The sequence below is a fragment of the Nocardiopsis sp. M1B1 genome (assembly GCF_052466615.1).
In genome coordinates this window covers 1,497,290-1,522,262 of the sequence record NZ_CP196194.1, presented here as the reverse complement: position 1 = coordinate 1,522,262, position 24,973 = coordinate 1,497,290, and the positions used below count along the sequence as shown (strand labels likewise).

The following is a 24,973-nucleotide window of genomic DNA, read 5'->3' as shown; positions in this document are numbered from 1 at the left end:
AGTACTACGCCCATCGTGTTTATGGCAACCGACTTTTCTCCCCGGATGCCACGCGGGTGCTATACGATAATGATTATCGTTTTCTCAGGAAGGAGGGTGTCCCCCTATGGAACCGACAACCCCCATGCGCGTGGCCGTGGTCTGCGGCCTGCACCGCCACGCGCGCGGACGCAGCGTGGACGACCTGCTGGCGCAGGTCCCGGGGTCCGTGGCCGTGCACCACGACCTCGACGGGATCGCCGAGGGGATCGTCCACCGCGTCACCCGTGACCGCTGGGGTCCCGTGGACCACAGCCGTGTCCACCTGGACCACCTGTGCGCGTCCTGCACGCTGCGCGAGGACCTCGTGCCCACGCTGCTGCGGCTGGCCGAGCGGGGTGAGCACACCCTGTGCGTGGTCGAGACCTGGGACGGGGTCGAGCCCCGGCAGGTCGCCGAGGTCGTCGCGGCACGGGAGGAGCTGCGGCTGGCCGCGGTCATCGCGGCGGTGGACGCCGACCGCCTGCTGCCGGACCTGTCCGGGCACGACGACCTGAGCGACCGGGACCTGGACATCGCCGTGGAGGACGAGCGCACGGTCGCCGAGGTGCTCGCCCACCAGGTCGAGTACCCGACGGCGGTCGCCGTGCACGGAACCCGCCACTTCGACGAGGCCCGTGCCCTGGTCGAGCACCTCAACCCGGCCGCCGTGGTCGTCCCCCCGGGCGGCGGTCTGGCGGACCTGACGCACGGCCGGTTCGACCCCGAGGCGGCCGCGCACCGGCTCAACCCGGCCTGGGCGCACTACGCCGACCGCGCGGACGGGCGGGTGAGCACGGTGACCTGGAGCCGCAGGCGCCCCCTGCACCCCGTGCGGCTGCACGAGGCGCTGGAGCGGATCGTGTCCGCGGGCCTGCGCGGCCGGGGCCGGATCTGGCTGGCCAGCCGCCCGGACACCCTGCTGGTGTGGGACGCCTACAACGACGCCCTGCTGCTGGAGAGCGGCGGCCCCTGGCTGGACGCGCTGCCCGAGGCCGCGGTGGAGATGGTCTCCGAGACCCGCCGTGTCTCCGCGCTCCTGGACTGGGACCCGGTGCTGGGCGACCGCGGCCAGCACCTGGCGTTCACGGGTGTGGACCTGGACGCCCGGCGCCTGGTGGCCCTGCTGGACTCGTGCCTGATGACCGAGGACGAGGCGGGGCAGCCGCTGCGGTCCGACCCCTTCGCCGACGCCCTGTAGGGGGACGGCGCCACGACGGGAAGGCCCCCGGCCTTCGGAAAGCCCGAACGGTCCGCGAGGCCGCGGACCGCGAACGAGAGGAGGGACCGCCGTGTCCCGTGTCTGTCAGGTGACCGGAAAGGCTCCGGCCTTCGGAAACTCGGTCTCGCACTCCCACCGGCGCACCAGGCGCCGGTTCGACCCGAACATCCAGACGAAGAAGTACTGGCTGCCCAGTGAAGGGCGTTACGTGAAGCTGCGCGTGAGCACCAAGGGCATGAAGGTGATCGACGCCCGCGGCATCGAGCGGGTGGTCGCCCAGATCCGCGCCCGCGGCGGGAGGGTCTGATGGCCAAGAAGAGCAAGATCGCCCGCGACCAGCAGCGCAGGCTCGTGGTGGCCCGCTACGCCGAGCGCAGGGCCGAACTCAAGCGGATCATCCGCAGTCCGCACACCGGTGAGCGGGAGCGCGCGGCGGCGGTGGCCGAGCTGAACCGGCAGCCCCGGGACGCCAGCGCCACCCGGCTGCGCAACCGCGACGCCGTGGACGGGCGGCCGCGAGGGCACCTGCGCAAGTTCGGGCTCTCGCGGATCCGCTTCCGGGAGATGGCCCACCGGGGAGAGCTGCCCGGGGTGACCAAGTCCAGCTGGTGACGCGAGCGGGATCCGGTCGCGCGCTCGGCGGTGTGACCCCCGACGCCCTGCGGCTGGACCGGATCCGATGCCACGGGCCCCGCGCTGTGCGCGCGGGGCCCGTGTGCGGTTCGGGTGTGGTCCGGGTGCGGCCCGGGGTCGTCCACGGTCAGCGGCGTGCGCCGTCGGTGGAGGAGCGGTGGCCGTCGTGGCCGGAGACGCCGTGTCCCCGCTCCGGTCCGGCCTGGCCGCCGCGCATGCCGTTGTCGTGTCCGTCCGGCTGGTTGGCCTCGTGGAAGGCCTGCTGCGCCTGGTTCTGGCGCTCCCAGAGCACGAAGCGCTCGCTCTCGCCGAGCGCCATGGTGGTCAGCCACACGGCGACGGCGACGTCGTCGGCCAGGCCGAGCAACGGGACGAACAGTTCGGGGACGAAGTCGACTGGGGAGAGGATGTAGGCCGCCAGCGCGAGCATTCCGAGCAGTTTGCCGCTGCTCAGCTCGGGGTAGCGTCCACGCACCTTGGCGCCGATCATCCGCGGGACGGCTCCGGCCCTCTGCCAGACGGACATGTCGCTGTCGGTGTTGCGGACGATCTGCCAGGCGGCGGCTCCCGCCGCGGCGCGGTTTGCCTTGCGCATCGTTCGGTCTCCTCGGTGAGGACGTGGCTTCTCAAGATATGACGCGAAGCCTTCCTGTTTCGTTCCCGCATGGCGCGGGTCCAATCCCGTACGTGACCGGCGCGACATGCCGCCCGCCTTCCCCGACCCCGAAGGAGGGTCCGGAAGCCGGGAGGGTTGTCCACAGGCCGCGAAGGGGACTGGTGGGGCAGGGAGAGGAAGGGCATCCTTGGAGAAGAAAGGATGAGAGGCGCCAAACGTCACCGGGAGGCACCCCAAACCCCACAGACCAACACAGAACCCATACGACCCGAAAACGGTCGCGTACCGATCTGTCCACGCGTTGGCCACATGCGGCCAACACGGAACACGTCTGCCCAGGAAGGAGGCGGTGCACACGGACACGATCCGATCCCCTTCGGCCAGCGCGGAGTCGGCGCCACCCGTGTCACCCCCGCCGACCCCCCGCGCCCCGTCCACTCCACCACCGTCCACCCCGCGTTCCGGGGCGACGAATGCGAGGCCTCCCGCGCTCCGCCACACATTCGTTACGATGCGTCCGAGTGCCTCCCTTCACAAGGCCGCTCAGCCATCTCGCCCCAGCGCGCAGAACCGATGGAGCTTGCCCAGTGTCCAGAGCCCTACCTCGGTCGGCGACGACCGTCACCCTGTTGGCGGACATCCCCAGCACGGGTCATGTGGGTGAGGCCGGGGCCCACCGGTTCGCGATGCGCGGTGAGGGCATCGGCGAGCGCAGCGCAGCGTTCGTCGCCTTCGCCAGGGATCAGGTCGAGGCGGGCCGCAAGGTCGTGGCGCTCTACCCCGCGTGGCACTCCGCGGACGCCGAGCGCGCGGTCAACTTCGCCCGCGGCGCGATGCGCACCGACCACATCGCCGGGATCGGCGTCGACCTGTCGCCCCTGGCCCTGTCCCTGGTCGCCGACCAGCTCGCCTACCTCGCCCCCTACCTGCCGCCGGGGATGGTCGCCGCGCTGTGCGACGAACTGCCCAGGCACCTGCTGGCGGGCGCCTGGCTCAGGACCGTCTCCGGCCTGACCACCATCCCGACCTCGATGCGCCAGCACATGGGCTCCTACGCCCCGTCCGTGTCCTTCCTCGCCTACTGCGCGCCCACCCACCAGGTGGGACGCATGCGCGCGTCCGACGTCTCCCGCACACTGCCCTTCCGGCCCGTGCAGCCGGTCCAGCTGCTGTGCTCCACCCCCGACCCCGGGATCACCGGGGTCTTCGACGACCACCTCCCGCAGGCCATCCAGCCCGTGGCGACCCGCACACTGCCCGCCCAGCCGCTCGGCCCCCTGTACTGGGGAACCGCCAAGTACGTGGAGTTCGTGGCGCTGAGCGCCCACCCGCAGGCCCTGGCCTACGCCGCCAGTTCCATCCGCGCCGCCTCCTGCTCCTGGTGCGGCGAGCCCATGTCGGCACGCACCTGTCCCTTCTGCTCGGCCACCGCCGCGCGGACCCCCGCGCGGCAGTCCGGCCCCCGGCCTTCCGGCGGGCAGGGCCCCCCGGCGGCTCCGGGTTCCTCCGGAGGCGCCGCCGAGCCCCTTCGCGGCGGCGCCGACCGCCCTCCCGGCGCACACGGCGCCGCGGGTTCGCCCGGCGCCTCGGGCCGAACCGACACCTCCTCCCCCGGCGGCACCGCCGGGCCCGTCCAGGCCCCTCCCCCCGTGGAAGGGGGGCGTGTGCCGGGTCCTCCTCCCCCACCGTCCACCGACCGACCGCAGGGTCCGCCGTTCGCGGGCCGCGCCCCGCGCCCCGACGCGCCCCGGAGCTACTCCCGTTAGGGACCGGCGCCGCGCCCCCGGAGCGAGCGGACGGCCCGCGACGACACTGGAAACGGAAAAGCAACCCCTATGAACCCCCGTCAGCGACGCGGCGTCCTGCTCATGGTCGTTGCCGCTATCGGCGCCGTCGCCGTGTTCGCCTCCGTGTTCACCTACCTCAACAGCCAACAGGAGCGCCTCGGCGAGTTCGCGACCGTCCTGCGGCTGACCGAGGCCGTGGACGCCTACCAGCCCATCGGCGAGGAGTCCGTGGAGCGGGTCGAGGTGCCCAGCATGTACTTCGACCCGGAGGTCTTCCTCACCGACCTGGCCCAGGTGGAGACCCCGGCCGACCAGCAGCTCGTCGCCGCCTCCCACCTGGAGGCGGGCGTCTACCTCCAGCGGGGCATGGTGCAGCCCCAGCCCACCCTCACCGCCGGGGAGCGGGAGATCGCCATCATGGTCAACGCCGAGACCGGCGTGGCGGGCAAGGTGCGGCGCGGGTCGTTCGTGGACATCTACGGCACCTTCCCGGCGCGCGACCACGGCGAGGCGTGCGCGGTGCGGGTCATCACCGAGGTGGAGGTCCTCGACATCGGTGAGCTGCGCACCCAGGAGGAGGAGGGCGGCGGCGTGGCCGGGGTGGTCCCGGTGACCTTCCGCCTGGACCCGCAGGCGGCGCTCCGACTCGCCTACGCCGAGGACTTCTCCAGCGGGCTCAGGCTGGCCCTGGTGAGCGCCGACGGCGGCGGCACCCCGGAGGAGTCCGAGTTCTGCAGCGGGGACTTCGACGACCTCGTCGCCGGGGGAACGGCCGACGAGAGCACGACACCGGACGAGGGCGGGACGGCCGACGAGCGGCGCGTGCCGCATGGGGGGTAAGCGTTGAACTTCCGTGTCCTGGCGGGTATGCCGACCTCGGAGTCGGAGATGGTGCTCGCCGCGCGTTTCGAGGAGCTGGGCAGCGCCTCCCTGGTGGCCTCCAGAGCCACCACGACGGCGTTGATCGACGCCGCCGGGGAGTTCCCGGAGATCGACGTGGTCCTCATCCACCAGGATCTGGGCCCGGCGCCGGTGTTCGAGGCCATACGCGACCTGTCCCACCGCCATCCGCAGGTGGCGATCCTGCTGGTGTCGCCCACGATGGACCCCGACACGTTCACCGGGGCCATGGAGGCCGGGGCGCGCGGGGTGATGCCCGACGACTGCGGGATCGCCGAGCTGGAGAGCCGGGTCACCAAGGCCGCCGAGTGGTCGCGAACGCTGCGCCGCCACCTGGAGTCGGCGTCGATGGACCTGCCCGCGTCGGGCGTGCGGGGCCGGGTCGTGGCGATCAGCGGCGCCAAGGGCGGTGTGGGCACCACCACGTGCGCCGTGCACCTGGCGATGGCCGCGGCCGCCGCCGAGCGGGTGGTGTGCCTGGTCGACCTGGACCTGCAGACCGGCGACCTGCCCGCGTTCCTCAACCTGCGCCACCGCCGCTCCATCAGCGACCTGGTCGAGGCCGGGGACAACATCACCCCCGGCATGCTCGCGGAGACCCTGTACGTGGATCCGCGGGGCCCGCACGTGCTGCTCGCCCCCGAACACGGCGAACGCGGTGAGGACGTCGGCGCCAGCGCCGCCCGGCGGGTGCTGAGCGCGCTCCGGTCCCGGTACGAACTGGTGGTGGTGGACTGCGGGTCCACCATGAACGAGGCCACCGCGATGGCGGTCGAGCTGGCCGACAGCGCGGTCGTCACCGTCACCCCGGACGTGCCCGCGATGCGCGGCGCCCAGCGGCTGATGAGCATGTGGGAGCGGTTGCAGGTGCGTTCGCACACGGACGTGTACTCGCTGGTCACCCGGCACAGCCGCAAGAACGAGATCCAGCCGGACTTCCTCCAGCAGCTGCTGGGCACCCGGGTGCTGCGCACGCCGGTCCCCGCCGCCTACCGCGCGCTGGAGCCCGGGGAGAACAACGGAGACCCGACCAAGGTGACCGACGAGGGGCTGCGCAGGGCCTTCTCGCGGCTGGCCGCGGAACTGGACCTGCTGAACCCGCCCGAGCAGCCCGGGGGCGGCGGGGGTTCGGCCACCCCGCCCGCGGGGCTGGGCGGGTTCGCCTCCCTGTCCGAGCGGCGCGGCGGCGGGCCGTCCACCCGTGACGTGTCCGGTTTCCTCAACGCGTCGGGGTCCAACCCGTCGCGCGCGGCGGTCAACGGGCAGGCCTCCGTGCCGCCGCTGGGCCAGCCCTTCGGCGGGCGCCCGGGTTCGGGGCCGCACGGGGGCGGAGGAGGCCGCGGTGGCTTCGGGAGCTGAGTCCGGCCTCCGCCGGGAGTCGGGCCGGAGCCGGGGCCCGGCGGGCCGTGCGCCCCGGCGCGGCCCAGGGGACTTCCGAGGGCCGCGGGGCCACCTCGGTCCGCGGGGTCGCGGGGCTCGGCCGGGTCCGCGGCGCGGTGGTCCGCGACGGCGCGGCGACCGCGGCGGGGTCATCGTGGAGTTCGCCGCGGCGGTGCCGTTCATGATGCTGGCGCTGGCCCTGGTCTGGCAGGTGCTGCTGCTCGGCATCACCGCCATGTACGCCTCGCACGGCGCCGCCGAGGCCGCCCGCCAGGCCGCCGTGACCCCCGACGACATGGCGCGCGTGGACGAGGAGGCCCGCAAGCGCGTCCGGCCGCCGTGGGACGGCGCGGACGTGATGTCCGTGGAGGTCGTGGAGCACGACGGCGCGCGCTACGCCCGGGTGACCATGGCCATGCCCATCTTCCTGCCCGGGGCCTCGGGGCCCTGGGACGTCACCGGCGAGGCCCGCGTGGTCACCGAGGTCGAGCCGCGGGGGGCGACACCGTGAGCGCGCGACCGGTCGGGCGGACCGCTGCGGGCCGCGCCCGCCGAAACATGGAGGACCGCGTCCCCCCGCCCGGGGGTCGGCGGGATGCCCAAGGCCGGGAACGGCGGAGCGCCGGAGACCGCGGAGGGCGGCGCCTCCTGCCCGGAGGCCGACCGCGCCGGGACGGCGACCGGGGCGGCCCGCTGCTGGAGTTCGCCGCGATCTTCCCGATCCTGCTCCTGGTCGCGGTCATCGCCATCGAGGCATTCCTGGCCTTCGTCGCGGTCGAGCGGCTGGAGTCCGCGGCCCGCGCCGGGGCGCGGGTGGCCGGGGCCGAGCAGTTGGAGGGCGCGGAGGCCGCCGCCCGCGCGGCGCTGCCGTCGTGGCTGGACGAGGCGACCGTCACCAGCGGCGTCAACGAGCACGAGGGCTTCTACGTGGAGGTCTCGCACCCGCTGCCGATCGTGTTCTCCGCGGCGGGCCTGGACCTGACGCTGACCCGGCGCGTGGAGATGCCCGATGTGTGAGGTCGATGCGGTGCGCCGTGCGCGCCGGGGCGCCGCCCCGGCGACCGGGGAGAACGCAGCGGAAGTCGTGTCGGGGCGCCGCGCGGCGGGACGTGTGCCCGCCGCGCCGGCCCCAGGGGGAAGGAGAGCAGGGCCATGGGTCTGAAGGACCGTCTGGAGGAGGACCGCGCCGTCGAGGGGCGCTCCGAGCGCAGCAGCGTCACGCACTGGCGCAGGCGCCTGCTGGAGGAGATCAACCTGGAGGACCTCACCAGGCTGACCCTGGCCCAGCGCCGGGTCCGCCTGGAGAAGGTCGTGGGTCACATCCTCACCCGCGAGGGCCCGGTGCTCTCCGACCGGGAGCGTTCGGCGCTCATCCGCCGGGTCGTGGACGAGGCCCTGGGCCTGGGCGTCCTGGAGCCGCTGCTGGCCGACGAGACCGTCACCGAGATCATGGTGAACGGCCCCGACAACGTGTTCATCGAGCGCGGCGGCCGGATGCAGCGGGTGGACGCCACCTTCAACGGCGAGGAGCAGCTCTACCAGACCATCGACCGCATCGTGTCGCTGGTCAACCGCCGCGTGGACGAGTCCTCACCGATGGTGGACGCGCGGCTGCCCACCGGCGAGCGCGTCAACGTGATCATCCCGCCCCTGTCGCTGTCGGGCCCGGTGCTGACCATCCGGCGCTTCCCCAAGCCCTACCCCATCGACGAGCTGGTGCGGATGGGGAGCCTGGACTCGCCCACCGGCATCCTGCTGGCGGCGATGGTGCGGGCCCGCTTCAACATCGTGGTGTCCGGCGGCACCGGTACCGGAAAGACGACCTTCCTCAACGCGATGTCGGCGTTCGTGCCCTCCGACGAGCGCATCGTCACCATCGAGGACTCGGCCGAGCTCCAGCTGATGCAGGACCACGTGGTACGCCTGGAGTCCAGACCGCCCAACATCGAGGGCCGGGGCGAGATCGCCATCCGCGACCTGGTGCGCAACGCGCTGCGGATGCGCCCGGACCGCATCATCGTCGGCGAGGTGCGCGGCTCGGAGACCATCGACATGCTCCAGGCCATGAACACCGGCCACGACGGGTCGCTGGTGACCGTGCACGCCAACTCGGCCGACGACGCCATCCACCGCTTGCAGACCCTGGCCACCCTGAGCGACGTCAACGTGCCCTATGAGGCGATCCGCGACCAGATCAACAACGCGGTGGACGCCATCGTGCACCTGGGCCGGTGGCCGGACGGGTCCCGACGGGTCAACGAGATCGCGGTGGTCTCCTCACGGCGGCGCGAGGAGTTCCGGCTGGACCCGGTGATGCAGTTCTCAGCCCTGCCCATGGGCCCCAACCGGGCCGTGGAGGGCGAGTTCCGGCACTTCCCGCTGCCCCGGCACATCGCCGGGCGGATCTACCACGTGGGCGAGGCCATCCCCGCGGCCTTCGGGGTGGTCACCGACGAGCGCCCCCGCAGCGGCTGGTGAGGCCCTCCCCCGCGCCCCGGCGGGCGCGTCCCCCGATCGGAATGGAGCTCCGGTGACCTGGCAGTTCGTGGCGATCCTCAGCGGCCTGGCCGTGGTGCTGGCCCTGGCGCTGTGGGCGCTGTGGGAGTTCGTGTCCAGCGCACAACACCGGCGGTTGATCGCCGCACGCAGCGCCCTGGACCAGGCCGAGTACGAGGCGTCCACGCCCATGGCGCGGCTGGACGCGGCGATCTACCGCACCCAGTGGGGCGGGCGGCTGTACCGCAGGATCGCCCGGTCGGGCGCGGACGTGCGCCTGTCCACGTTCGTGCTCGCGCTGCTGGGCGGTTCGCTGCTGGCGGTGGTCGTGGTCTGGCAGGTGCTGGCGCCCTTCTTCGGCCTGCTGGCGGCGGCCGGGGTGGCGTTCCTGTTCTTCTCCTACCTCAACCGCGCCGAGGCCAAGCGGCGCGAGGAGTTCACCTCCCAGCTGCCGGACCTGGCCCGAGTGCTGGGCAACGCGACCTCGGCGGGCCTGGCCCTGCCCACGGCCGTGGCGATGGCCGCCGACGAGCTGGACGGGCCCGCGGGCGAGGAGCTGAGCCGCATGGCCGAGTCCATGAAGCTGGGGGCCAGCTTCGAGGAGGCCGTCGCGGAGCTGCGCGAGCGCATGCCCTCCCGTGAGCTGGGGGTCCTGCTGTCCACGCTGGTGGTGGCCTCGCGCTCGGGCGGCTCCCTGGTCACGGCGCTGCGCAACATCTCCACCACCCTGGAGAACCGCAAGGAGACCCGGCGCGAGGTGCAGACCATCCTCAGCGAGACCACGAGCACCGTGTGGGCGCTGGGGTTCATGTCGGTGGGCGCCCTGTTCCTGATCAACGCCATCGAGCCGGGCATCATGCGCGTGATGACCACGTCCGTGGCGGGGGTGGCGGTGCTGCTGGTGGTGGCCGCGCTGTTCGCCATCGGCTTCGTGCTGGTGTCCCGCATCACCAAGTTCGACCTGTGAGGACCGCTCCCCGATGAACGCCCCCCTCTCCCTGCTGGTTCCGCTCGCCGCCGCTCTGACCAGCGCGCTGGTCGTGCTGGTCGCGTGCTACGGCCTGTACCTGATGATGTCGCAGACCCGGGTGCGGGTGGACGACCCGGCCGTGCGCCCGACGCGGGTCCGGTCCGACGACACGTTCGTGCTGCACCGGATCACCGAGGCGATCGGACGGCCGTTCGCCCGCTCGCTGCACGCGTCGCTGAGCCAGCGCCGCCTGATCTCCGTCTCCGAGCGCATCGAGGCGGCGGGGAGGCCGGAGGGGCTGACCCTGGAGCGCTACCTGCGGCGCAAGGTCGGCGAGGTGGCGCTGTACGGCACCCTGGGCCTGCTGATGTTCGCCTCGGGAAACCCGCTGGTCGGGCTGGTGGTGCTGGCCTTCATGGGTCTGACCGACCTGAGCCTGTACGTGCAGGGCCAGGAGCGCGGCGACAAGGTGCAGTCGCAGCTGCCGGACTTCCTGGACGTGCTGGCGGTGACGGTGAGCGCCGGGATGTCGTTCCGGGCGGCGGTGGCCCGGGTGGCGGAGTCGATGCCGGGCGTGCTCGCCGACGAGTTCGCGTTGGCCCTCCAGCAGATGGAGCTGGGCACCTCGCGGCGGGAGGCGTTCGAGATGCTGCGCCGGCGCAACCGCAACGAGTCGTTGAGCAAGTTCGTGACCGCGATCCAGCAGGCGGAGGAGCTGGGCGCCCCGCTCAGCGACACCCTGGTCGCCATCAGCCAGGACATGCGGCGCGCCGACGCCCAGTACATGCGCCGCAAGGCCCAGCGGATGAACCCCCGGGTGACGATGGTGACCGCGGTGACCCTGCTTCCGGGCCTGCTCATCCTCATCGTGGGATCGATGTTCCTGGGCACCGAGGTCAACCTCGGCCTCATCCTGGGCGGCTGACGAGGCAGTGGTTTTTTGGACCTCCGCTTCGCTTCGGCCCGTGTTCGGGCGCCCGGACCAACCCCCCGCGAGCTGAGCCCGGTTCAGGAAACCGGCCCCAGGGCGGCCCCCTCTCCGGGGGCAGGGAAGGGGTACGCAGGCCGCCCTCCCGGAGGCGGCCGGTGGCCGCGGGGCGCGGCGGAGGTTCCCCGCGGGCCCTGGAGACCGCCGGTTCCGCCGCTCCCCGAGGTGCGCGAGCGGCGGAACCGGGCCCTCCCGCCGGGCTCTAGGCCGGACCGGTGGGTGGGAACGGGATCTCGGCCAGGGTCGGGATCAGCTGGGCCTCCTCGTAGTCCAGGTGGGCCTCCAGTTCCCGGGACATCCGGTCCAGTTCCGCGCGGAAGCGCTCGGGGTCGGCCGTGGACAGGTCGGAGATGAGCGCCTCCAGCTCACCGCGGACGCGGTCCACGGTGCGGTGCTCCTCCGACAACCGCCGCAGCGCCTCCTCCAGGTGAGGGGCCTGTCGGCCCAGCGCCGGGAAGACACCGGACTCCTCACTGGTGTGGTGGAAGTGCAGGGACTCGCAGAAGGCCAGGCAGTGCTGGCGCAGCTGGAGGCTGAGCCCCAGCGGCGGCGGGCCGTCCCCGTCCGCCACGGCGGCGCGCTCGGCGAGGTGGGCCTCGGCCTCGGTGCGCACGTGCGCGAGCTGGCCGCGCAGCCAGGTGTGGATCTCCACGAGCTTGTCGGCGAGGTTGGCGACCTCGGCGGGTCCGTCCGTGTGGACGCGGTCCAGGGCGACCACCGGCAGAACCCGCTCGGTTCCGGCCTGGTAGTCGGCGTATCCGGAGTCCGCGCGGACGAACTCGGCGAACAGGCGGTCGCGTTCGGCGCCCTCGGCGGGGACGGCGACGGCGTCGAACGTCTCGGTGCCCAGTTCCACGCGCACCATGGGGTGGGCGAGGACGTTGCGGTACCAGTCGGGGTGGCGGTCCGAGCCGCCCGCGGAACCGACGACGAGTACGCGGCCGTCGACGCGGACGAAGCCGAGCGGGGTGGTGTGCTCGCGGCCGGAGCGGGCCCCGACGGTGGTGAGCAGCAGGAGGTCGCCGCCCTCGAACATGCCGCCGACGCGGCCCCCGTTGGCGCGGAACTCCTCCACGACGGGGACGTTGAAGTCGCTGACGTGGGGTTCGGCGGTCCGGACGTGCGGGTTTTCGGTCACAGGTCTCCTTCGGGATGGTGGTCATGGGCGCGACCGTCCCCGAAGGCACCCGCGGCGGCCCGGGCGCGTGGGCGCACGGGCGGCGGGTGGACGTGACAGGGAGCCCGGGCGTGGCCGGGCCGGAAGAGGACTCCGGGGAGGTCGCGAGGGGTCTGGGCGCGTTCGGGCGCGGCTGGGGCCGGCGCCGTCGGAACGGCTAGACGCGGTCCGCGGTGTGTGTGCTCACAGTGCGCTCCCCGGATGTCGAGGTGCCTCCATACCTACCGACCGGCCCACTGCTCTGTGGTCGGTGGCACGCGACACGGAGGCGAACCTACACCATCGGTCGGGGAAGCGCCACAGGTGAGCGGGGAGGCCGCCCGCCCGGCTCCCGCGCTCAGTCGCCGACGGGCGCGGGAGCGGCGGGCAGGACCTGTCCGGGATCGGGGACGCCCAGGTCGGGGGCTCCGTCGAGTTCCACGAACGTGTACCGCGTGTACCACCGCTCCGGTTCGGGGGCGGCGGGGCCCAGGAACGAGACCGGAACCCCCTCCGACACCGGGCGTCCGTTGAGCGACCCTCCCCCGGCGCCCTCCGTGGCGAAGCTCAGCGGGACCCCGTCCTCTGTCGCTACCAGGACGAACGCCGTGGCCGTCTCCCCCGGTCCTCCCCCGGCGGGGAACGTGCCCTCCACCCGGATCGCGGGCACGCCGTCGGGGGCCTCGCCGCCCAGGTGGCCGAAGGCGTCCTGGGCGGGCGGGGGCGCGGCGAGGACCACCTCCTCCTCCCCGGTGACGGTCCCCTCCTCCGCCGCGCGGACGAGCGGTGCGACCACCTCCGCGGGCGAGAACACCTCCTCCGTCAGCCCCGGCTCGGCCGCGTACCAGGTCGGCGTCGCGTTCCAGGCGGAGTTCTCCGCGCGCAGCAGGTCGCCGTCGACCATCAGCAGGTCGCTGGTGCGTGCGCCGCTGACGGTACTGGTCCAGCGCAGCGCCTCCGGCGGTCCCGCCTGGTAGAGCACCCGGTCGAAGAGGGTGGGGTCGGTGCCGGTGGGAAGCGGCTGGCCGTGGCCCTCTCCGTTCCCGGCGTGGGTGAGCAGGGTGAGCTCGAAGGAGTCCGCGGCCAGGAGGGTGTCGAGTGAGGCCGCCACCAGTTCCGTTCCGCCGAGGGGGCCGGTCGGCCGGTTCCCCGCGGCGGCCCGGTCCGTCCCGGAGCCGGAGTCGGCCGTGGTGGTGCCGGACCCACCGGACAGGGCGTTCAGGAGCAGGGAGCCGCCACCGACGGACACGGCCAGGAACACGGCCGCGGCGACCGCCAGGACGGGAAGCCGGCGCCCGGCTCGCGCGCGGCGTCGCCCGCGCGAACGCCCGCCGGTCGCCCGTCCGCCGGTCACCTGCCCGTCGGCCGCCTGCCCGCTGGTCGCGCGCCGACCGGGCTCGCGCTCACCGGTCCCACCGTCGCGGACGGCCCCGGACGCCCGGCCCCGGGTTCCGCGGCCGCGGGCGCGCAGGCTCCACCGGGGGGAGGCCTCGGAACCCGCGGCCTCGGCCTCCCGCTCCGCCATGTGCAGGGCGGAGCTGATCCACGCCGCGGGCTGGCCGCGGTCCGCGTCCACGCGCGGCCAGTGGGCGCGGACGAGCGCGCGCAGCCGGTCCGCCCACACGTCGGGGGTGGCGCTGTCCTCCACGCCCGCCAGCACCAGGCACTCCAGGTAGGCCTCCTCCGCGGCGGGGCGCCGACCGGGGTCCGCCGACAGCGCCCGGGCCAGCAGGGGGCGCAGCCCCTCGGGGACGTCGGCGAGGTCGACGGTGTCCTCCCCGGCCCGGCGGGCCGCCTCCGGCGGTGCGGCGTCCGTACCGAACGGGGCGTGCCCGGTCGCGGCGAACACCACCAGGCAGGCCCAGGAGAAGACGTCGGAGGCGGTGTCGGGCAGCGCGCCCGCGTAGCGCTCCGGGGCCAGCCAGCCGACGCTGCCCGCGGTGGTCAGGGAGTCCGCGTCGTCCACCCGGCGGGCGATCCCGTGGTCCACGAGCCGGGGGCCCTCCGGGGTCAGGACGACGTTTCCGGGTTTGACGTCCCCGTGCGGCACGCCCGCGGCGTGGACCGAGGTCAGCGCCTCGGCGGTTCCGGCGGCCAGGACCAGGAGGGCGGGCTCGGGAAGAGGTCCGTCCTCGCGCACGCGGCGGGCCAGGTCGGGGCCGGGAAGGTACTGGACCGAGGCCCACGGCCGTCCGTGGAAGGTTCCGCTGGCGTTGACGCCCACGGCGCACACCCCGACGGACCGGCGCAGGAGCGTGATCGTGCGGTCGGGGTCAGCGGCCGGAACCCACTCGGCGTGGGCGACCCTGAGGGCGACCGCCTCGCCGTCCGGGGACACGGCGGCGTAGACCACGCCCATGGTGCTGCCGCCGAGGCGGCCGATCAACCGGTGGCCGCCGATCTCGGCGGGATCGCCCGCGGTGAGCGGGCGCACGTGCGCCGGAAGGGAGGCTGGCGGGTTCGGAGCCATGGGGGGGCGCCTTCCACTCTCCTGGGCCGGGGGAACGCGCGCTGCCTGGACCGCCGACCCATGGTTGCGTAGACCTGTACCGACCGTACATTCCCGGGCATACCCCGTGTCGGGTCGGTCCACGAGCCTTCCTGGACGCGAGTCACGCGCCCGGCACCGGTACCGGCGCCAAGCGCCCGGGAACCGGGCACCGCTCCGTGGTCGGCGACGGCGCGGACTCCGCGCGCCCACGGCTACCGGGCGGAGGCGCTCTCCTCGTCGGAACGCGGGGCCGTGGCGTCGCGGCACGCCAGCACCGACTCCAGCAGACCGGGGAAGCGCCCCTCCAGCTCCTCGTCGCGCAATGAGATGAAGCACCGCGTCCCCTCGGTACGGTTCTGCACCAGACCGGCGTTGCGCAGGATCTTCAGGTGGTGGCTCAGGGTCGACTGGGCGATGGGCAGGTCGATGTCCTTCCAGGCGTGCTCCCCGTCCATGTCGGCGAGCATCCGCACGATCCGCAGCCGGGTCGGCTCGGCCAGCGCGGCGAGAACCGTGACCAGTTCCACCTCGTGGAGGGCGGGGTGCGCGTGCTCCCTGGGAGCCAAGGCGGTCCTCCTCATGCGGCGCCCGGCCGGGACCAGGCGAGATTTGGCTCATGGACAGTCGGAAGTGTACCTTCGTAATTCGATGTTCGTCGAATATCGAACGCGCAGGCCGACCGGGGACACGGATCGATCCTCCCGTCACGGCCTCGCAGCCGGACCCGCCACGCAACAGGGGGAAGAGCCACCATGTCCGACGTCGCGCTGTCGGTGCTCGACCACGCCAGCATCGCCGAGGGGTCCACGCCCGGTGACGCGCTGCGTTCCGCCAGAGAACTCGCCCAGCACGCGGAGCGGCTGGGCTACAAGCGTTTCTGGCTCTCCGAGCACCACAACATGCAGGCCATCGCGAGCGCCGCCACATCCGTCTCCCTGGGCTTCATCGCCGAGGGGACCTCCACCATCCGGATCGGCGCGGGCGGTGTCATGCTGCCCAACCACTCGCCCCTGGTGATCGCCGAGCAGTTCGGCACGCTGGAGTCGCTCTACCCGGGACGGGTGGACCTCGGCCTGGGCCGCGCGCCGGGCACCGACCCCCGCACGATGATGGCGCTGCGCCGCGACCACAGCGCCTCGGCGACCTTCCCCAACGACGTGCAGGAACTCCAGGCCTACTTCGAGCCCGCCGAGCCCGGCCAGCCCGTCCGCGCCATCCCCGGTGAGGGGCTGCGGGTGCCGCTGTGGATCCTGGGGTCCAGCCTCTTCGGCGCCCAGCTGGCCGCGCAGCTCGGCCTGCCCTACGCGTTCGCCTCGCACTTCGCCCCGGACGCGCTGTACGAGGCGTTGAAGGCCTACCGGGAGACCTTCCGCCCCTCACCGCAGTCGGAGCAGCCGTACGCCATGGCGGGGGTGAACGCCTTCGTCGCCGACACGGACGAGGAGGCCCAGCACCTGTTCACGACGATGCAGCAGGCCTTCCTCGGCACCCTGCGCGGTGCGCGGGGACGGCTGCGCCCGCCGGTGGAGAACCTGGACACCGCATGGCGCCCGGGGGAGAAGGAACGACTGGACCACATGCTTCGTTACTCGTTCGTGGGTTCCCCGGAAACAGTCCGTCGCAAGCTCGATCTGTTCGTCGCTGACACGGGCGTGGACGAGCTGATGGTGTCGTCGATGATCTACGACCAGAAGGCTCGCCTGCGCTCGTTCGAGCTGCTGGCGGAACTGGCCGACCTCAAGCGTCCGGACCAGGGCTGACCCCACCTCCCCGCACAGGGAGACGGTCAAGGGTGGCGGCGCCGAATCTGTGGGCAGGCAGCGGCGCCGCCTTCCCGGTGCGGGAGTGCCGGGCGGGGTTCGCGTAGAACCCCGCCCGGTGCCTGGCTCCGGAGCACGGTGAGGCTCCGGGTCGGATGGGAGCGTTCGGGTGGAGGGGTTCAGCCGCCTCCGCCACCGCCGCCGTCTCCCCCTCCGCCACCGCCGCCGTCTCCCCCGCCGCCACCGCCGCCGTCGCCGCCTCCCCAGCCGCCACCGGAACCGCTGCCGCCGGACCCGGCGTCACCGCCTCCCCAGCCACCACCGTCACCGTAGTGACCGAAGTCACCGCCCCAGCCCTCGGTGCCGACCGAGCGGTCGTCGGAACCACCCGGCCCCTGGCACAGCTCGGCGAACAGGCACAGGCTCTCCAGAGTGACGGATTCGGAGTCCGCGCCGCCCGCGCCTCCGGCATCGGCCGGGCCTTCGCCGCCGCCCGTGTGGGCGGCGACGGGAACCGGGTCCTGATGGACCTGCGCGGGCTCGTGGTCCGACTCGGCCCTCCTGACCCGCTGGCGGGACGCGGACGCGCGCAGCGAACGAAAGCCCGTGACAGCCGTGTGCCGGACCGCGTGGTCACGGGCCATCGCGCCGGCGGGGCCCGACCCGGTGGACCCGGCCTCCGGGACGCCGTACCTCCGGCGGGCCAGCTCCAGCACCGCGTTCCCCGCGGGGGTGTTGGGGCTGAGCGTGGGGCCTCCGGTCGCCGCCATGACCACCTGGGCTGCGACCAGGGCGGCCAGTGCGCCGAGCCCCGCGACCAGGAGGCCGAGCGCGACGGCGCCCGGCTCCGCCAGGAAGAGCACGGCCGCGCCCGCGGCGGCGGCCAGGATCGCGACGGACCGCATCCGCCGGATCGTCCTCGGGGCCCTCTCGCGGCGGCGCAGCGCCCGGCGCAGCCGCGGGGAGTCGACGATCAGGTCGGACTCGGCCAGGCCGGCGCGCAGCTTCTCCACACCCCGGCCCGCGACGATCCGTCGCAGCATCTCCAGGGCGCTGACGCCGACGCGTTTGCGGAAGACCTTCACCAGTTCGCGGCGGACGCCGTCCTTCTCGTGTGTGTAGGGACGGGAGGGGCCCACGAGGGTGAAGAGCCCTCCGGCGGGCTGCTGGCGGATGCGACCGCTCAGGAAGGCGTCCATGACCGCGGTCTCCCCGACGCGGACCGGACCTCCCGCGAGCAGGGCCAGTTCGTTCGGTTCGAGTCCGTCCGGGTCGGGCGGGGACTGGTCGGTGGGTACGGGACGGCGGAGCGCCGATCTGAGGGCGGATCCGCCCCTCAGGACCGCGGAGAGCGGAACGCCTCCGATCACCAGTCCCACGGTCAGGGCTGCCGCCAGGGGAAGGGTCAGGCTGGGGTCCAAACCGCCACCTCTTGTCTTCGGTCTCGGGGGTCGTGGGGGTCGGGGTAGTGGGGTTCGCGGGGACGGGGATGAGGGGTCGTGGAGGAGACGAGGTACTCGGGGATCGGAGTCCTGACTGTGGGGATGCCGACCGAAGGCAGCTGGTTCTGGCCCGAGCCGCCGGAAACGGGAGGAAGCCCCGGCGGGCCGGGCCGTCGCGCCGGGAAGAGGGAAAGCGGTGACGAAGCGGTGTGTCCCGAGGGCGCCCCCGTTCGCCGCGCCCCGTCCGGTCACCGTGGCGCCTTCGCGCGGAAGCCGGGCCCCGTCCGAGAGCGGGCGCTCCGAATCCGACACCGGGTGGTGCTCCGGAGAGCCCAACAGTGATCTGGTATTCGCCGTCCGGCCATGGCGCCCCCGTAGCACACGTGCCATCATGGTGACCCGCCGACCACCAAACGTGACCCCGTCTCGGCGAGGAACTGTGACCGCGCATCGACCCGACCACCGGCTTCCGTCTGGGCGTTCATCCAGCCCTGTGGACAACGTGTGGTTCCGGGATCCATGGGGCATCCTGAAGGAAGATGGCCACATCCGGTCAGAAGGCGGGATGGCGGCGGTGTTCATGCCGGATAGTGGGACTCCGTGAGCACGCGTCGCCCACGTACTCCCCCGGTGGACCGCGGGCAGGGACCCACCTGTTCGAGGACCGCGAAGATGTGGTGCCGTAAGACCCCCTCCTCAAGGAGTTAAGCCCCGTGAACAGCCTGACCAAACTCTGGGTGACGCTGAGCACCTTCCTCGTGCCGACCTCCAAGGAGAAGGACAAGGGCGCCGGGATCGTCGAGTACGCCGCAGTGATCCTGCTTGTCGCCGCCATTGCCATCGCGGTCTACAGCCTCAACCTCGACCAGAGCATAGGCAACGGAATCCGAGGAGCCGTCGACCAGGTTCTTCGCGGCCCCAGCAGCAATGAGACTCCCTAGAAAAAGCAAAAATCCCACTGGGGACATCGAAGAAAAAGAAAACGCAAGGAGAACTAAAAGCAATTGAGAAGAGAGCACAGACCCCCCGAAAACAAGAACAGAGCGAAACTACTTCTCATTGGCTCGTCAATTATAGCCCCGGTTTTCCTTGCCTCTGGTTGCGTAGTCTCCCCTGAAGAAAATCCACCCGAGGACCGAAGTAGCCCGAACTTCCCCTCGGGCCCCGCTACCACATCTTCGAACGAGCCCGAGAGCAACGGCCAAGAAATTATCGCGAGCAGCGCGACTTCATCAACCGCCATCGGCAGTGACTACCAGATTGACGTCTACGCCCTGGAACGCGTGGGAAACGAGCTAATCAGACTTCGCTTCGGCGTCACCAATAAATCAGGAGAGAGTTATTTCTTTGATGACAGTCTAGGCGGTCCCGAAAATCCCTACAGCGCAGACAGGATAACCCTCCTAGACCCAGAGAACAGGACTCGGCATATCAGCATCGACCAGAGTGATGGAACATGCTTCTGCTCAGTCCTTAACGAAAACATTCCCGCTGGCGGCACTGCTGACATGTGGGTAATTTTTCCCGAACCACCCTCAGGCGTCGCATCGATGTCCGTCACCACACCTATCACTCCCCCGCTTCTTGACATACCTGTCACTGAATCACCAGAGACGGTTGAGAACTCGGGACTGTCGGATCCAAAAATAACCCCACTCACCATGATCTCCGACGACACCGATGACAACACCGGACGCACGGAAAGCGAGGACGAGGTCAGTATCATACTTTCCTCGGACGTTCTCTTCGAAACCAACAGTGCAGAACTCAGTTCAAACGCACAAGAGATTCTCGAACAGGTCGCCACGGAAATCAACGACGCAAGCTCCTCGGTAGTCAATGTCGACGGCTACGCCGACAACACCGGCAGCGACTCAGTGAACATTCCCCTCTCTCAGAACCGCGCAGAATCGGTAAAATCCGTCCTCAGTGAACTGGTCACACGCGAGGGCGTCTCCTTCGAGGACGAAGGCCATGGTTCAGCTGACCCGATCGGCGACAACGAAACCGAAGAAGGGCGTGAACGCAACAGAAGAGTCAGTGTCACGTTCGAAAAGTAACGGATACATGATGCAGAAAAAAACTCTGTTCCCCAAGATATTCATAGTTGCTTCTGCCATCGCTTTACTCATGTCCACAGGCGTCAGCACAGCAGCACCAACCTCCCAGACAGGGAACCTGGAAACCCTTGGAACGGAAGAGGGAAGCAACGCACTCTCATCCAATCTTGTGGCAGAAGTCCATCAGGCACAAAGGGATGAGGCCGACGTCTTTCTCTCCGTGACATGGAGCATCGAGAACACCGGCGAATCCCAGGCTCCGCTTGCTTGGCTAAGGGACGGATCCTACACTTATTCCGGACAGAACTTCGCGGGCGTGACAGCCATGAGCCCCGAGGAAGGAACTCGGTACCGGCCCATCATGGACGAAGAAGGCTACTGCCTCTGCTCCGGCGAAGAATCCAACGAACTCATCGACGTACTCAACCCCGGAGAGAAAATCGCTTACTGGTCCCTCTTCTCGGTGCCTGACGACATCGACTCCGTGACGGTCGAAATACCGAACTTCGATCCCATCGAGGACATCCCCATCTCCTGAAGTCCCCCACCAGCCAGATCGCCTAGGAGGCGGCGTTGCCCACTCCCCACCGCCCCGAGCTCGGGGACACCCGACGGCCCTCCCCCACCGGGCCGCCCGGGCGGTCCGGTGAGCGCAACGGGCCGCCGAGGCGGCACCGGGGCGGCCGGTTCCTGCAACGGTTCCGTCCCGCTCGGAGGACCGGGGACGACCGGGGCGCGGCGTTCGTCGAGCTGGCGGCGGTCACCGTGCTGGCCGCGGCGATCATGGTCGCGGTCTACCAGCTCGAACTCAGCCAGACCTTCAACAGCGGCGTCCGGCAGATGGTGTGCCTGGTCGAGGGCCCCGGCTGCGGCGACGAGACCTGGGTGGACGCCGACCGGCCGGAGGAACCCGAGGAGTACGAGTGGGGCCAGGGCAACTCCAACGCCCTGGAGAACGAGGCGCTCGCGATGGGCATGGCCGCGGACCGCGGCTGGACCGAGAACGAGTGGGAGTGCCTGAGCAACCTGTGGAGCGTCGTCTCCCACTGGGACCACACGTTCGTCAACACCGAGACCGGTGACCACGGCATCTCCGGGTTCAACCCGGCCAGGCACGGCTCCATGCCCGAGGGTTTCCGGGAGAGCCCGTCCACGCAGATCTCCTGGGGGATCGGCCACATCGGCGACGCCTACGGTTCGCCCTGCGCCGCCTGGGCCTACTGGGAGGACACCGGCACCTACTGAGGGTGCCGTCCGCCCCTTCCCAAGCCGCCTTCCCCCGCCGACTCGCGCCCGTGCCTCCTTACACGAGCGCCGCCCACAGGGCCGGGTGCGGCTTCTTCGCGGCTTGTTAAGGTTCCGCAAAACACCCACAGAAATTAGTAAATACCAGGGTCTTACCAGACATAAGGGGCATTTCTCTCTGCGGAGCGTTCGTACCCTGGACGTTCCCACGCCGCCTCTGCGGGGGCTCTGGTGTGGAAGACGTGCATCGCTGCCGTCTCGTGGGGGCACGGGTCGGCACTGACCACACGGGGGTTCGGTGAAGATCGCCTATCTGATCAACGACATGTACGGCATCGGCGGAACCGTGCGCACCGTCGCCAACCAGGCGGCGGCGCTGTCCGCCCGGCACGAGGTCGAGATCGTCTCGGTGTTCCGGCACCGCGCCGAGCCCATTCTGCCCGTACCCGCGCAGGTGCGCCTGCGTCCGCTCGTGGACGTCCGCGGGTACGACGGCGACCAGGGCACGGGGACCGACGGCCGCCCGCTGTACGAGGGATCGGAACGGGCCGGTGTACCGCCGCTGCTCTTCCCGCCGGAGGACGCACGCGGTCCCACACACAGCCGCCTGACCGACGACCGGCTGGAGGAGTACCTGGCCACCACCGACGCCGACGTGGTGGTGGGCACCCGGCCGGGGCTGAACGTGGTGATCGCCCGGGCCGCTCCGAGCCGGGTGGTCAAGATCGGCCAGGAGCACCTGACCTACGACCAGCACTCCGAGTCGCTGCGCCGGGTGATGGAGGAGGCCTACCCCCACCTGGACGCCTTCGTGACGGTGACCGAGGCGGACGCGCGCACGTACCGGGAGCGGATGCCGTTGCCGCGGGTGCGCGTGCTGTCCATCCCGAACTCGGTGCCCGCGCCCGCGTTCACCGCCAACGGGCACAACAGCCGCACCATCGTGTCCGCCGGGCGGCTGGCCCCCAGCAAACGGCACGACCTCCTGGTGCAGGCCTTCTCCATGGTCAGCGAGGAGTTCCCCGAGTGGACGCTGCGGATCTACGGGCGCGGCAACCGGCGTGCGGCGCTGGCCCGACTGGTCAACTCGCTCGGGCTCCAGGACCGCGTGTGGCTGATGGGCGCGCACCCGCGGGTGGAGGAGGCCTGGGCCCAGGGCTCGTTCGCGGCGGTGACATCCAGCGAGGAGCCGTTCGGGATGACGATCGTGGAGGCCATGCGCTCGGGGCTGCCGGTGGTGAGCACCGACTGCCCGCACGGTCCGGCGTCGATCATCCGCGACCGCGAGGACGGGCTGCTGGTGCCCAACCGGTCCGCCCCGGGGATCGCCGAGGGGCTGGCCCGGCTGATGGCCGACGACGAGCTGCGCCGGCGGATGTCGTCCGCCGCGCTGACCGGCTCCGAGCGCTTCGACCCGGCCAACGTCATGCTGATGCACGAGGAGCTGTTCTCCGACCTCTCCGGTCACGCAACGCCTCCGCCGTCGGTGTCGGTGCCCGCGCCGCGCCCCGAACCGGCCGCCGCCTGCCGGGTGCGCGTGGACGGGGACGGGGCCGCGGTGCTGTCCTTCACCGACCCGCCCGACCGGGTGGTGCTGACCCTGGAGGGCAGGCGGGTGGAACTGGAGCCGGACGGCGGCGACGTGGTCGTGGACGCCGCGCGCGGTCGGCTGGCCGCGCGCACGTGGGAGGTGCTGCGGCTCGACGGCGACCGGGAGACCCCGGTCCACGACGTGGAGATCCGCCAGCACGGGTTCCCGTTGGACCCCGAACGGGTCGGGCGCCTGTCCCTGGTGCTGCCCTCCCGTTCGGCGAAGGGCCGTCTGGTGCTGCACGTGCGGCGCTCGGCGCACCACGCCGAGGTGGAGCACGTGGAGTCGGCCGACGGGCTGATCACCGTGCAGGGCCGGGTGCTGGGCCGCGACGCCCCGGACGCACACGCGCGCCTGGCGGTGCGGCTGCGCACGTCTCCCGGGGCCCTGCGGGAGTTCTCCGCGCCGGTGGCCGGTGACGGCCGTTTCACGGCGGTGGTGGACCCCGAGGTCATGGTGCACGGCCGGTACGGCGAATCGGAGAAGTGGGAGCTGCGCCTGGTGCTCTCCGACGGGACCGAGTGCACCGTGGGACGTCACCTGTCCGGTGTGGCGGGCTACCAGAAGATCATCCGGTACCCGGACCAGAAGGTGGAGCGGGGCGAGGGGGGCGGCACACGGGTGCGCCCCTACTACACGGTCAACGACCGGCTGGGGCTCGTGACGTCGCCGCTGGCGCCCACCCTGGAGGTGGACGTCGTGCGGGCGAGCCCTGCGGGGCGCCGCGCGGGCCGCCTGCGTTTCGAGGTGCGCCTGGCCTCTCCGCTCCCGGAGGGCACGGAGTACGCCGTGGAGGTGGTGCGCGGCACCGACATGGGTCGGCGCTTCCCGCTGCGCGCCGAGGGCGGCTACGCCTCCGGCGGCCGTCTGGTGGGCTCCCTGCCGCTGCTGACGGGGAGGGGGTACGACGGGCCCGGCGCGGTCCGGGCCACGTGGCGGCTGCGGCTGCTGGCGGGGCCGCCGGGGGCTCTGGGGCGTCTGGGCGCCACCGCGGTCCCGGACAGCACCTCGCGCCGCTGGAGCCACGGCCCGTATGTGCGCTCGGCGACCGTGACGCCGCTGGGGTCCGGTGACCTCCAGGTCACCGTCGCCGACGTCCACGTGTGGGAGGCCGTCCGGCGACGGATGCCCTGACCGGGGCGCGTCCTCAGGCCTGCCCGGTGCGGATCATGCGCTGGGCCAGGCTGAGCCGGTCCAGCAGCCAGTCGGGCAGGTGGTCGGCGCCGCGGGGGAAGTGCTGGATGTCCTGGTGGAAGTTGCGGGGGTCGGGTTCGACGTCGAACTCGGGCGGGGCGTCGTGGTCGAAGTGCGCCCCGATCTCCCGCGACTCCTGCACCGTGAACCGGGCGGTGAACCACGTGCCCTTGCCCGGCTGGTACATGCCGGTGCGCAACCGGTCCAGCAGCCGTCCGACCTCGGGGAGGAGCAGGTCCCACTCCGTGCCGCCGTCGGGTCTGCGCACACTCACCCGTGACGAGGAGACCCCGAACAGGCCCCGGTAGTCCACGACGACCTCCGTCCAGGGGCCGTGGACCGCGTCCAGGGTGCGGTCCACGATCTCCTGGACGGTGTCCATCATCTCCTCGGGGGTCATGTCCCCCGGGGACATCCGCGTCCGCGGCTCGGGACGCGAGGCGATGAGCAGGCTCCAGGGGGATCCGCCGTCCTGTGTCTCGGGCACACGGTCGCCCTCCAGCCGGTCCCGCAGCCAGGCGGGGACGTGCTCGTCGTCGCGGGGGAAGTGCTCCAGGTCGAGCAGGTAGCTGGCGTCGTCCCGCGGTTCGTCGAAGTGCGGCTCGTTCTCGTAGTCGTAGCGGACGCGGTAGCTCGCGGGCCGGTCGATCTCGTAGTAGGCCGTGTACCAGGTGCCCGTCCTCTCGGCGTACATCCCCGCGCGGATCTCCCGCAGCCGCTCCAGGGTGGACAGCGGCGGAACCCAGCCGCTGCTGCGGCCTCCCTCGAACATCACCTCGAAGAGGGCCGTCTCGCAGGCGCCCAGTCCGGAGTACACGAGCCGGAGCTTGACCCAGTCGTCGGGGGCCGCCCGGAGCAGGTCCGTCCCGATCCTGCGGAGGAGCTCGTCCTGTTCGACGGGGGTCATCGCTTTACGGGCGCTCATGTCCTCGCCTTCGCTTCTTCTGCGGTGGAATGGGTGCGAATCCGACCACGCACCACGACTCGGCACGCGTCGGACAGGGTCCATCCTCCCTGTGCGGAA

The 24,973-nt window shown here is 71.8% G+C and carries 23 protein-coding genes; 17 read left to right on the top strand and 6 right to left on the bottom strand.

The window, feature by feature from the left end; genetic code table 11:
- Window positions 1-124: 124 nt before the first annotated feature.
- From ACSTA4_RS06755 to rpsN, 3 genes are all read left to right on the top strand, one after another.
- Entirely contained in the window at window positions 125-1,219 is a 1,095-nt protein-coding gene (locus ACSTA4_RS06755) for a GTP-binding protein (protein WP_444964110.1), read from the top strand.
- A 91-nt stretch (window positions 1,220-1,310) separates the two neighbouring features.
- Complete coding sequence (gene rpmB / locus ACSTA4_RS06750) at window positions 1,311-1,547, top strand: 50S ribosomal protein L28 (protein WP_026337879.1); 237 nt, start codon at window positions 1,311-1,313, stop codon at window positions 1,545-1,547.
- Complete coding sequence (gene rpsN, locus ACSTA4_RS06745) at window positions 1,547-1,852, top strand: 30S ribosomal protein S14 (protein WP_444962809.1); 306 nt, start codon at window positions 1,547-1,549, stop codon at window positions 1,850-1,852. The genes rpmB and rpsN overlap by 1 nt, the downstream gene beginning before the upstream one ends.
- Window positions 1,853-2,000: 148 nt before the next feature.
- Here the strand turns inward: rpsN and ACSTA4_RS06740 are convergent, their stop codons facing one another.
- The gene (locus ACSTA4_RS06740) at window positions 2,001-2,468 is read right to left on the bottom strand and encodes a YkvA family protein (RefSeq protein WP_444962808.1); all 468 of its coding nucleotides are present in this window, start codon (window positions 2,466-2,468) and stop codon (window positions 2,001-2,003) included.
- Between the two features lie 650 nt (window positions 2,469-3,118).
- Between ACSTA4_RS06740 and ACSTA4_RS06735 the strand changes: the two genes are divergently transcribed.
- The 8 genes from ACSTA4_RS06735 to ACSTA4_RS06700 all read left to right on the top strand — a co-directional run bounded on the left by ACSTA4_RS06735 (window position 3,119) and on the right by ACSTA4_RS06700 (window position 10,947).
- Window positions 3,119-4,255: a hypothetical protein gene (locus ACSTA4_RS06735; protein WP_444962807.1), complete on the top strand. Its 1,137-nt coding sequence runs from the start codon at window positions 3,119-3,121 to the stop codon at window positions 4,253-4,255.
- Between the two features lie 69 nt (window positions 4,256-4,324).
- Window positions 4,325-5,116, top strand: a complete 792-nt coding sequence (gene cpaB / locus ACSTA4_RS06730) for a Flp pilus assembly protein CpaB (protein WP_248774868.1) — start codon at window positions 4,325-4,327, stop codon at window positions 5,114-5,116.
- A 3-nt stretch (window positions 5,117-5,119) separates the two neighbouring features.
- Window positions 5,120-6,535 carry an AAA family ATPase gene (locus ACSTA4_RS06725; protein WP_444962806.1) on the top strand — a complete coding sequence of 472 codons (1,416 nt, stop codon included), beginning with the start codon at window positions 5,120-5,122 and terminating at the stop codon, window positions 6,533-6,535.
- Between the two features lie 175 nt (window positions 6,536-6,710).
- The gene (locus ACSTA4_RS06720) at window positions 6,711-7,067 is read left to right on the top strand and encodes a pilus assembly protein (protein WP_444962805.1); all 357 of its coding nucleotides are present in this window, start codon (window positions 6,711-6,713) and stop codon (window positions 7,065-7,067) included.
- Between the two features lie 47 nt (window positions 7,068-7,114).
- Entirely contained in the window at window positions 7,115-7,573 is a 459-nt protein-coding gene (locus ACSTA4_RS06715; RefSeq protein WP_444964109.1) for a TadE/TadG family type IV pilus assembly protein, read from the top strand.
- 135 nt (window positions 7,574-7,708) lie between these two features.
- Window positions 7,709-9,034 (top strand): CpaF family protein, encoded by a 1,326-nt coding sequence (locus ACSTA4_RS06710; RefSeq protein ID WP_130396771.1) that lies wholly within the window; start codon window positions 7,709-7,711, stop codon window positions 9,032-9,034.
- 52 nt (window positions 9,035-9,086) lie between these two features.
- Complete coding sequence (locus tag ACSTA4_RS06705; protein ID WP_212641132.1) at window positions 9,087-10,019, top strand: type II secretion system F family protein; 933 nt, start codon at window positions 9,087-9,089, stop codon at window positions 10,017-10,019.
- Between the two features lie 13 nt (window positions 10,020-10,032).
- Window positions 10,033-10,947 (top strand): type II secretion system F family protein, encoded by a 915-nt coding sequence (locus ACSTA4_RS06700; protein WP_444962804.1) that lies wholly within the window; start codon window positions 10,033-10,035, stop codon window positions 10,945-10,947.
- 265 nt (window positions 10,948-11,212) lie between these two features.
- Here ACSTA4_RS06700 and ACSTA4_RS06695 read toward each other — a convergent pair whose 3' ends face one another.
- From ACSTA4_RS06695 to ACSTA4_RS06685, 3 genes are all read right to left on the bottom strand, one after another.
- Window positions 11,213-12,148, bottom strand: coding sequence for a nitroreductase/quinone reductase family protein (locus tag ACSTA4_RS06695; protein ID WP_444962803.1), 936 nt, complete (start codon window positions 12,146-12,148; stop codon window positions 11,213-11,215).
- Between the two features lie 376 nt (window positions 12,149-12,524).
- Window positions 12,525-14,636 (bottom strand): protein kinase domain-containing protein, encoded by a 2,112-nt coding sequence (locus ACSTA4_RS06690; RefSeq protein ID WP_444962802.1) that lies wholly within the window; start codon window positions 14,634-14,636, stop codon window positions 12,525-12,527.
- Window positions 14,637-14,869: 233 nt separating this feature from the next.
- Complete coding sequence (locus ACSTA4_RS06685; protein WP_444962801.1) at window positions 14,870-15,223, bottom strand: ArsR/SmtB family transcription factor; 354 nt, start codon at window positions 15,221-15,223, stop codon at window positions 14,870-14,872.
- 186 nt (window positions 15,224-15,409) lie between these two features.
- Between ACSTA4_RS06685 and ACSTA4_RS06680 the strand changes: the two genes are divergently transcribed.
- Window positions 15,410-16,417 (top strand): LLM class flavin-dependent oxidoreductase, encoded by a 1,008-nt coding sequence (locus ACSTA4_RS06680; RefSeq protein WP_444962800.1) that lies wholly within the window; start codon window positions 15,410-15,412, stop codon window positions 16,415-16,417.
- Window positions 16,418-16,596: 179 nt separating this feature from the next.
- On the opposite strand, the gene ACSTA4_RS06675 is transcribed toward ACSTA4_RS06680, so the two are convergent.
- A complete protein-coding gene (locus ACSTA4_RS06675) occupies window positions 16,597-17,838 on the bottom strand; it encodes a TIGR04222 domain-containing membrane protein (RefSeq protein ID WP_444962799.1) in 1,242 nt (413 codons plus the stop codon).
- Window positions 17,839-18,572: 734 nt separating this feature from the next.
- Between ACSTA4_RS06675 and ACSTA4_RS06670 the strand changes: the two genes are divergently transcribed.
- From ACSTA4_RS06670 to ACSTA4_RS06650, 5 genes are all read left to right on the top strand, one after another.
- The gene (locus ACSTA4_RS06670; protein ID WP_071621459.1) at window positions 18,573-18,800 is read left to right on the top strand and encodes a hypothetical protein; all 228 of its coding nucleotides are present in this window, start codon (window positions 18,573-18,575) and stop codon (window positions 18,798-18,800) included.
- A gap of 63 nt (window positions 18,801-18,863) precedes the next feature.
- Window positions 18,864-19,919, top strand: coding sequence for an OmpA family protein (locus ACSTA4_RS06665; RefSeq protein ID WP_444962798.1), 1,056 nt, complete (start codon window positions 18,864-18,866; stop codon window positions 19,917-19,919).
- Window positions 19,879-20,457, top strand: a complete 579-nt coding sequence (locus ACSTA4_RS06660) for a hypothetical protein (protein ID WP_444964316.1) — start codon at window positions 19,879-19,881, stop codon at window positions 20,455-20,457. Before ACSTA4_RS06665 ends, ACSTA4_RS06660 begins: the two co-directional genes overlap by 41 nt.
- Window positions 20,458-20,492: 35 nt before the next feature.
- Window positions 20,493-21,164, top strand: a complete 672-nt coding sequence (locus ACSTA4_RS06655; RefSeq protein ID WP_444962797.1) for a hypothetical protein — start codon at window positions 20,493-20,495, stop codon at window positions 21,162-21,164.
- 298 nt (window positions 21,165-21,462) lie between these two features.
- Window positions 21,463-23,889, top strand: coding sequence for a glycosyltransferase family 4 protein (locus ACSTA4_RS06650; RefSeq protein ID WP_444962796.1), 2,427 nt, complete (start codon window positions 21,463-21,465; stop codon window positions 23,887-23,889).
- Between the two features lie 13 nt (window positions 23,890-23,902).
- Here the strand turns inward: ACSTA4_RS06650 and ACSTA4_RS06645 are convergent, their stop codons facing one another.
- Window positions 23,903-24,874, bottom strand: a complete 972-nt coding sequence (locus ACSTA4_RS06645; protein ID WP_248773892.1) for a hypothetical protein — start codon at window positions 24,872-24,874, stop codon at window positions 23,903-23,905.
- Window positions 24,875-24,973 lie beyond the last annotated feature (99 nt).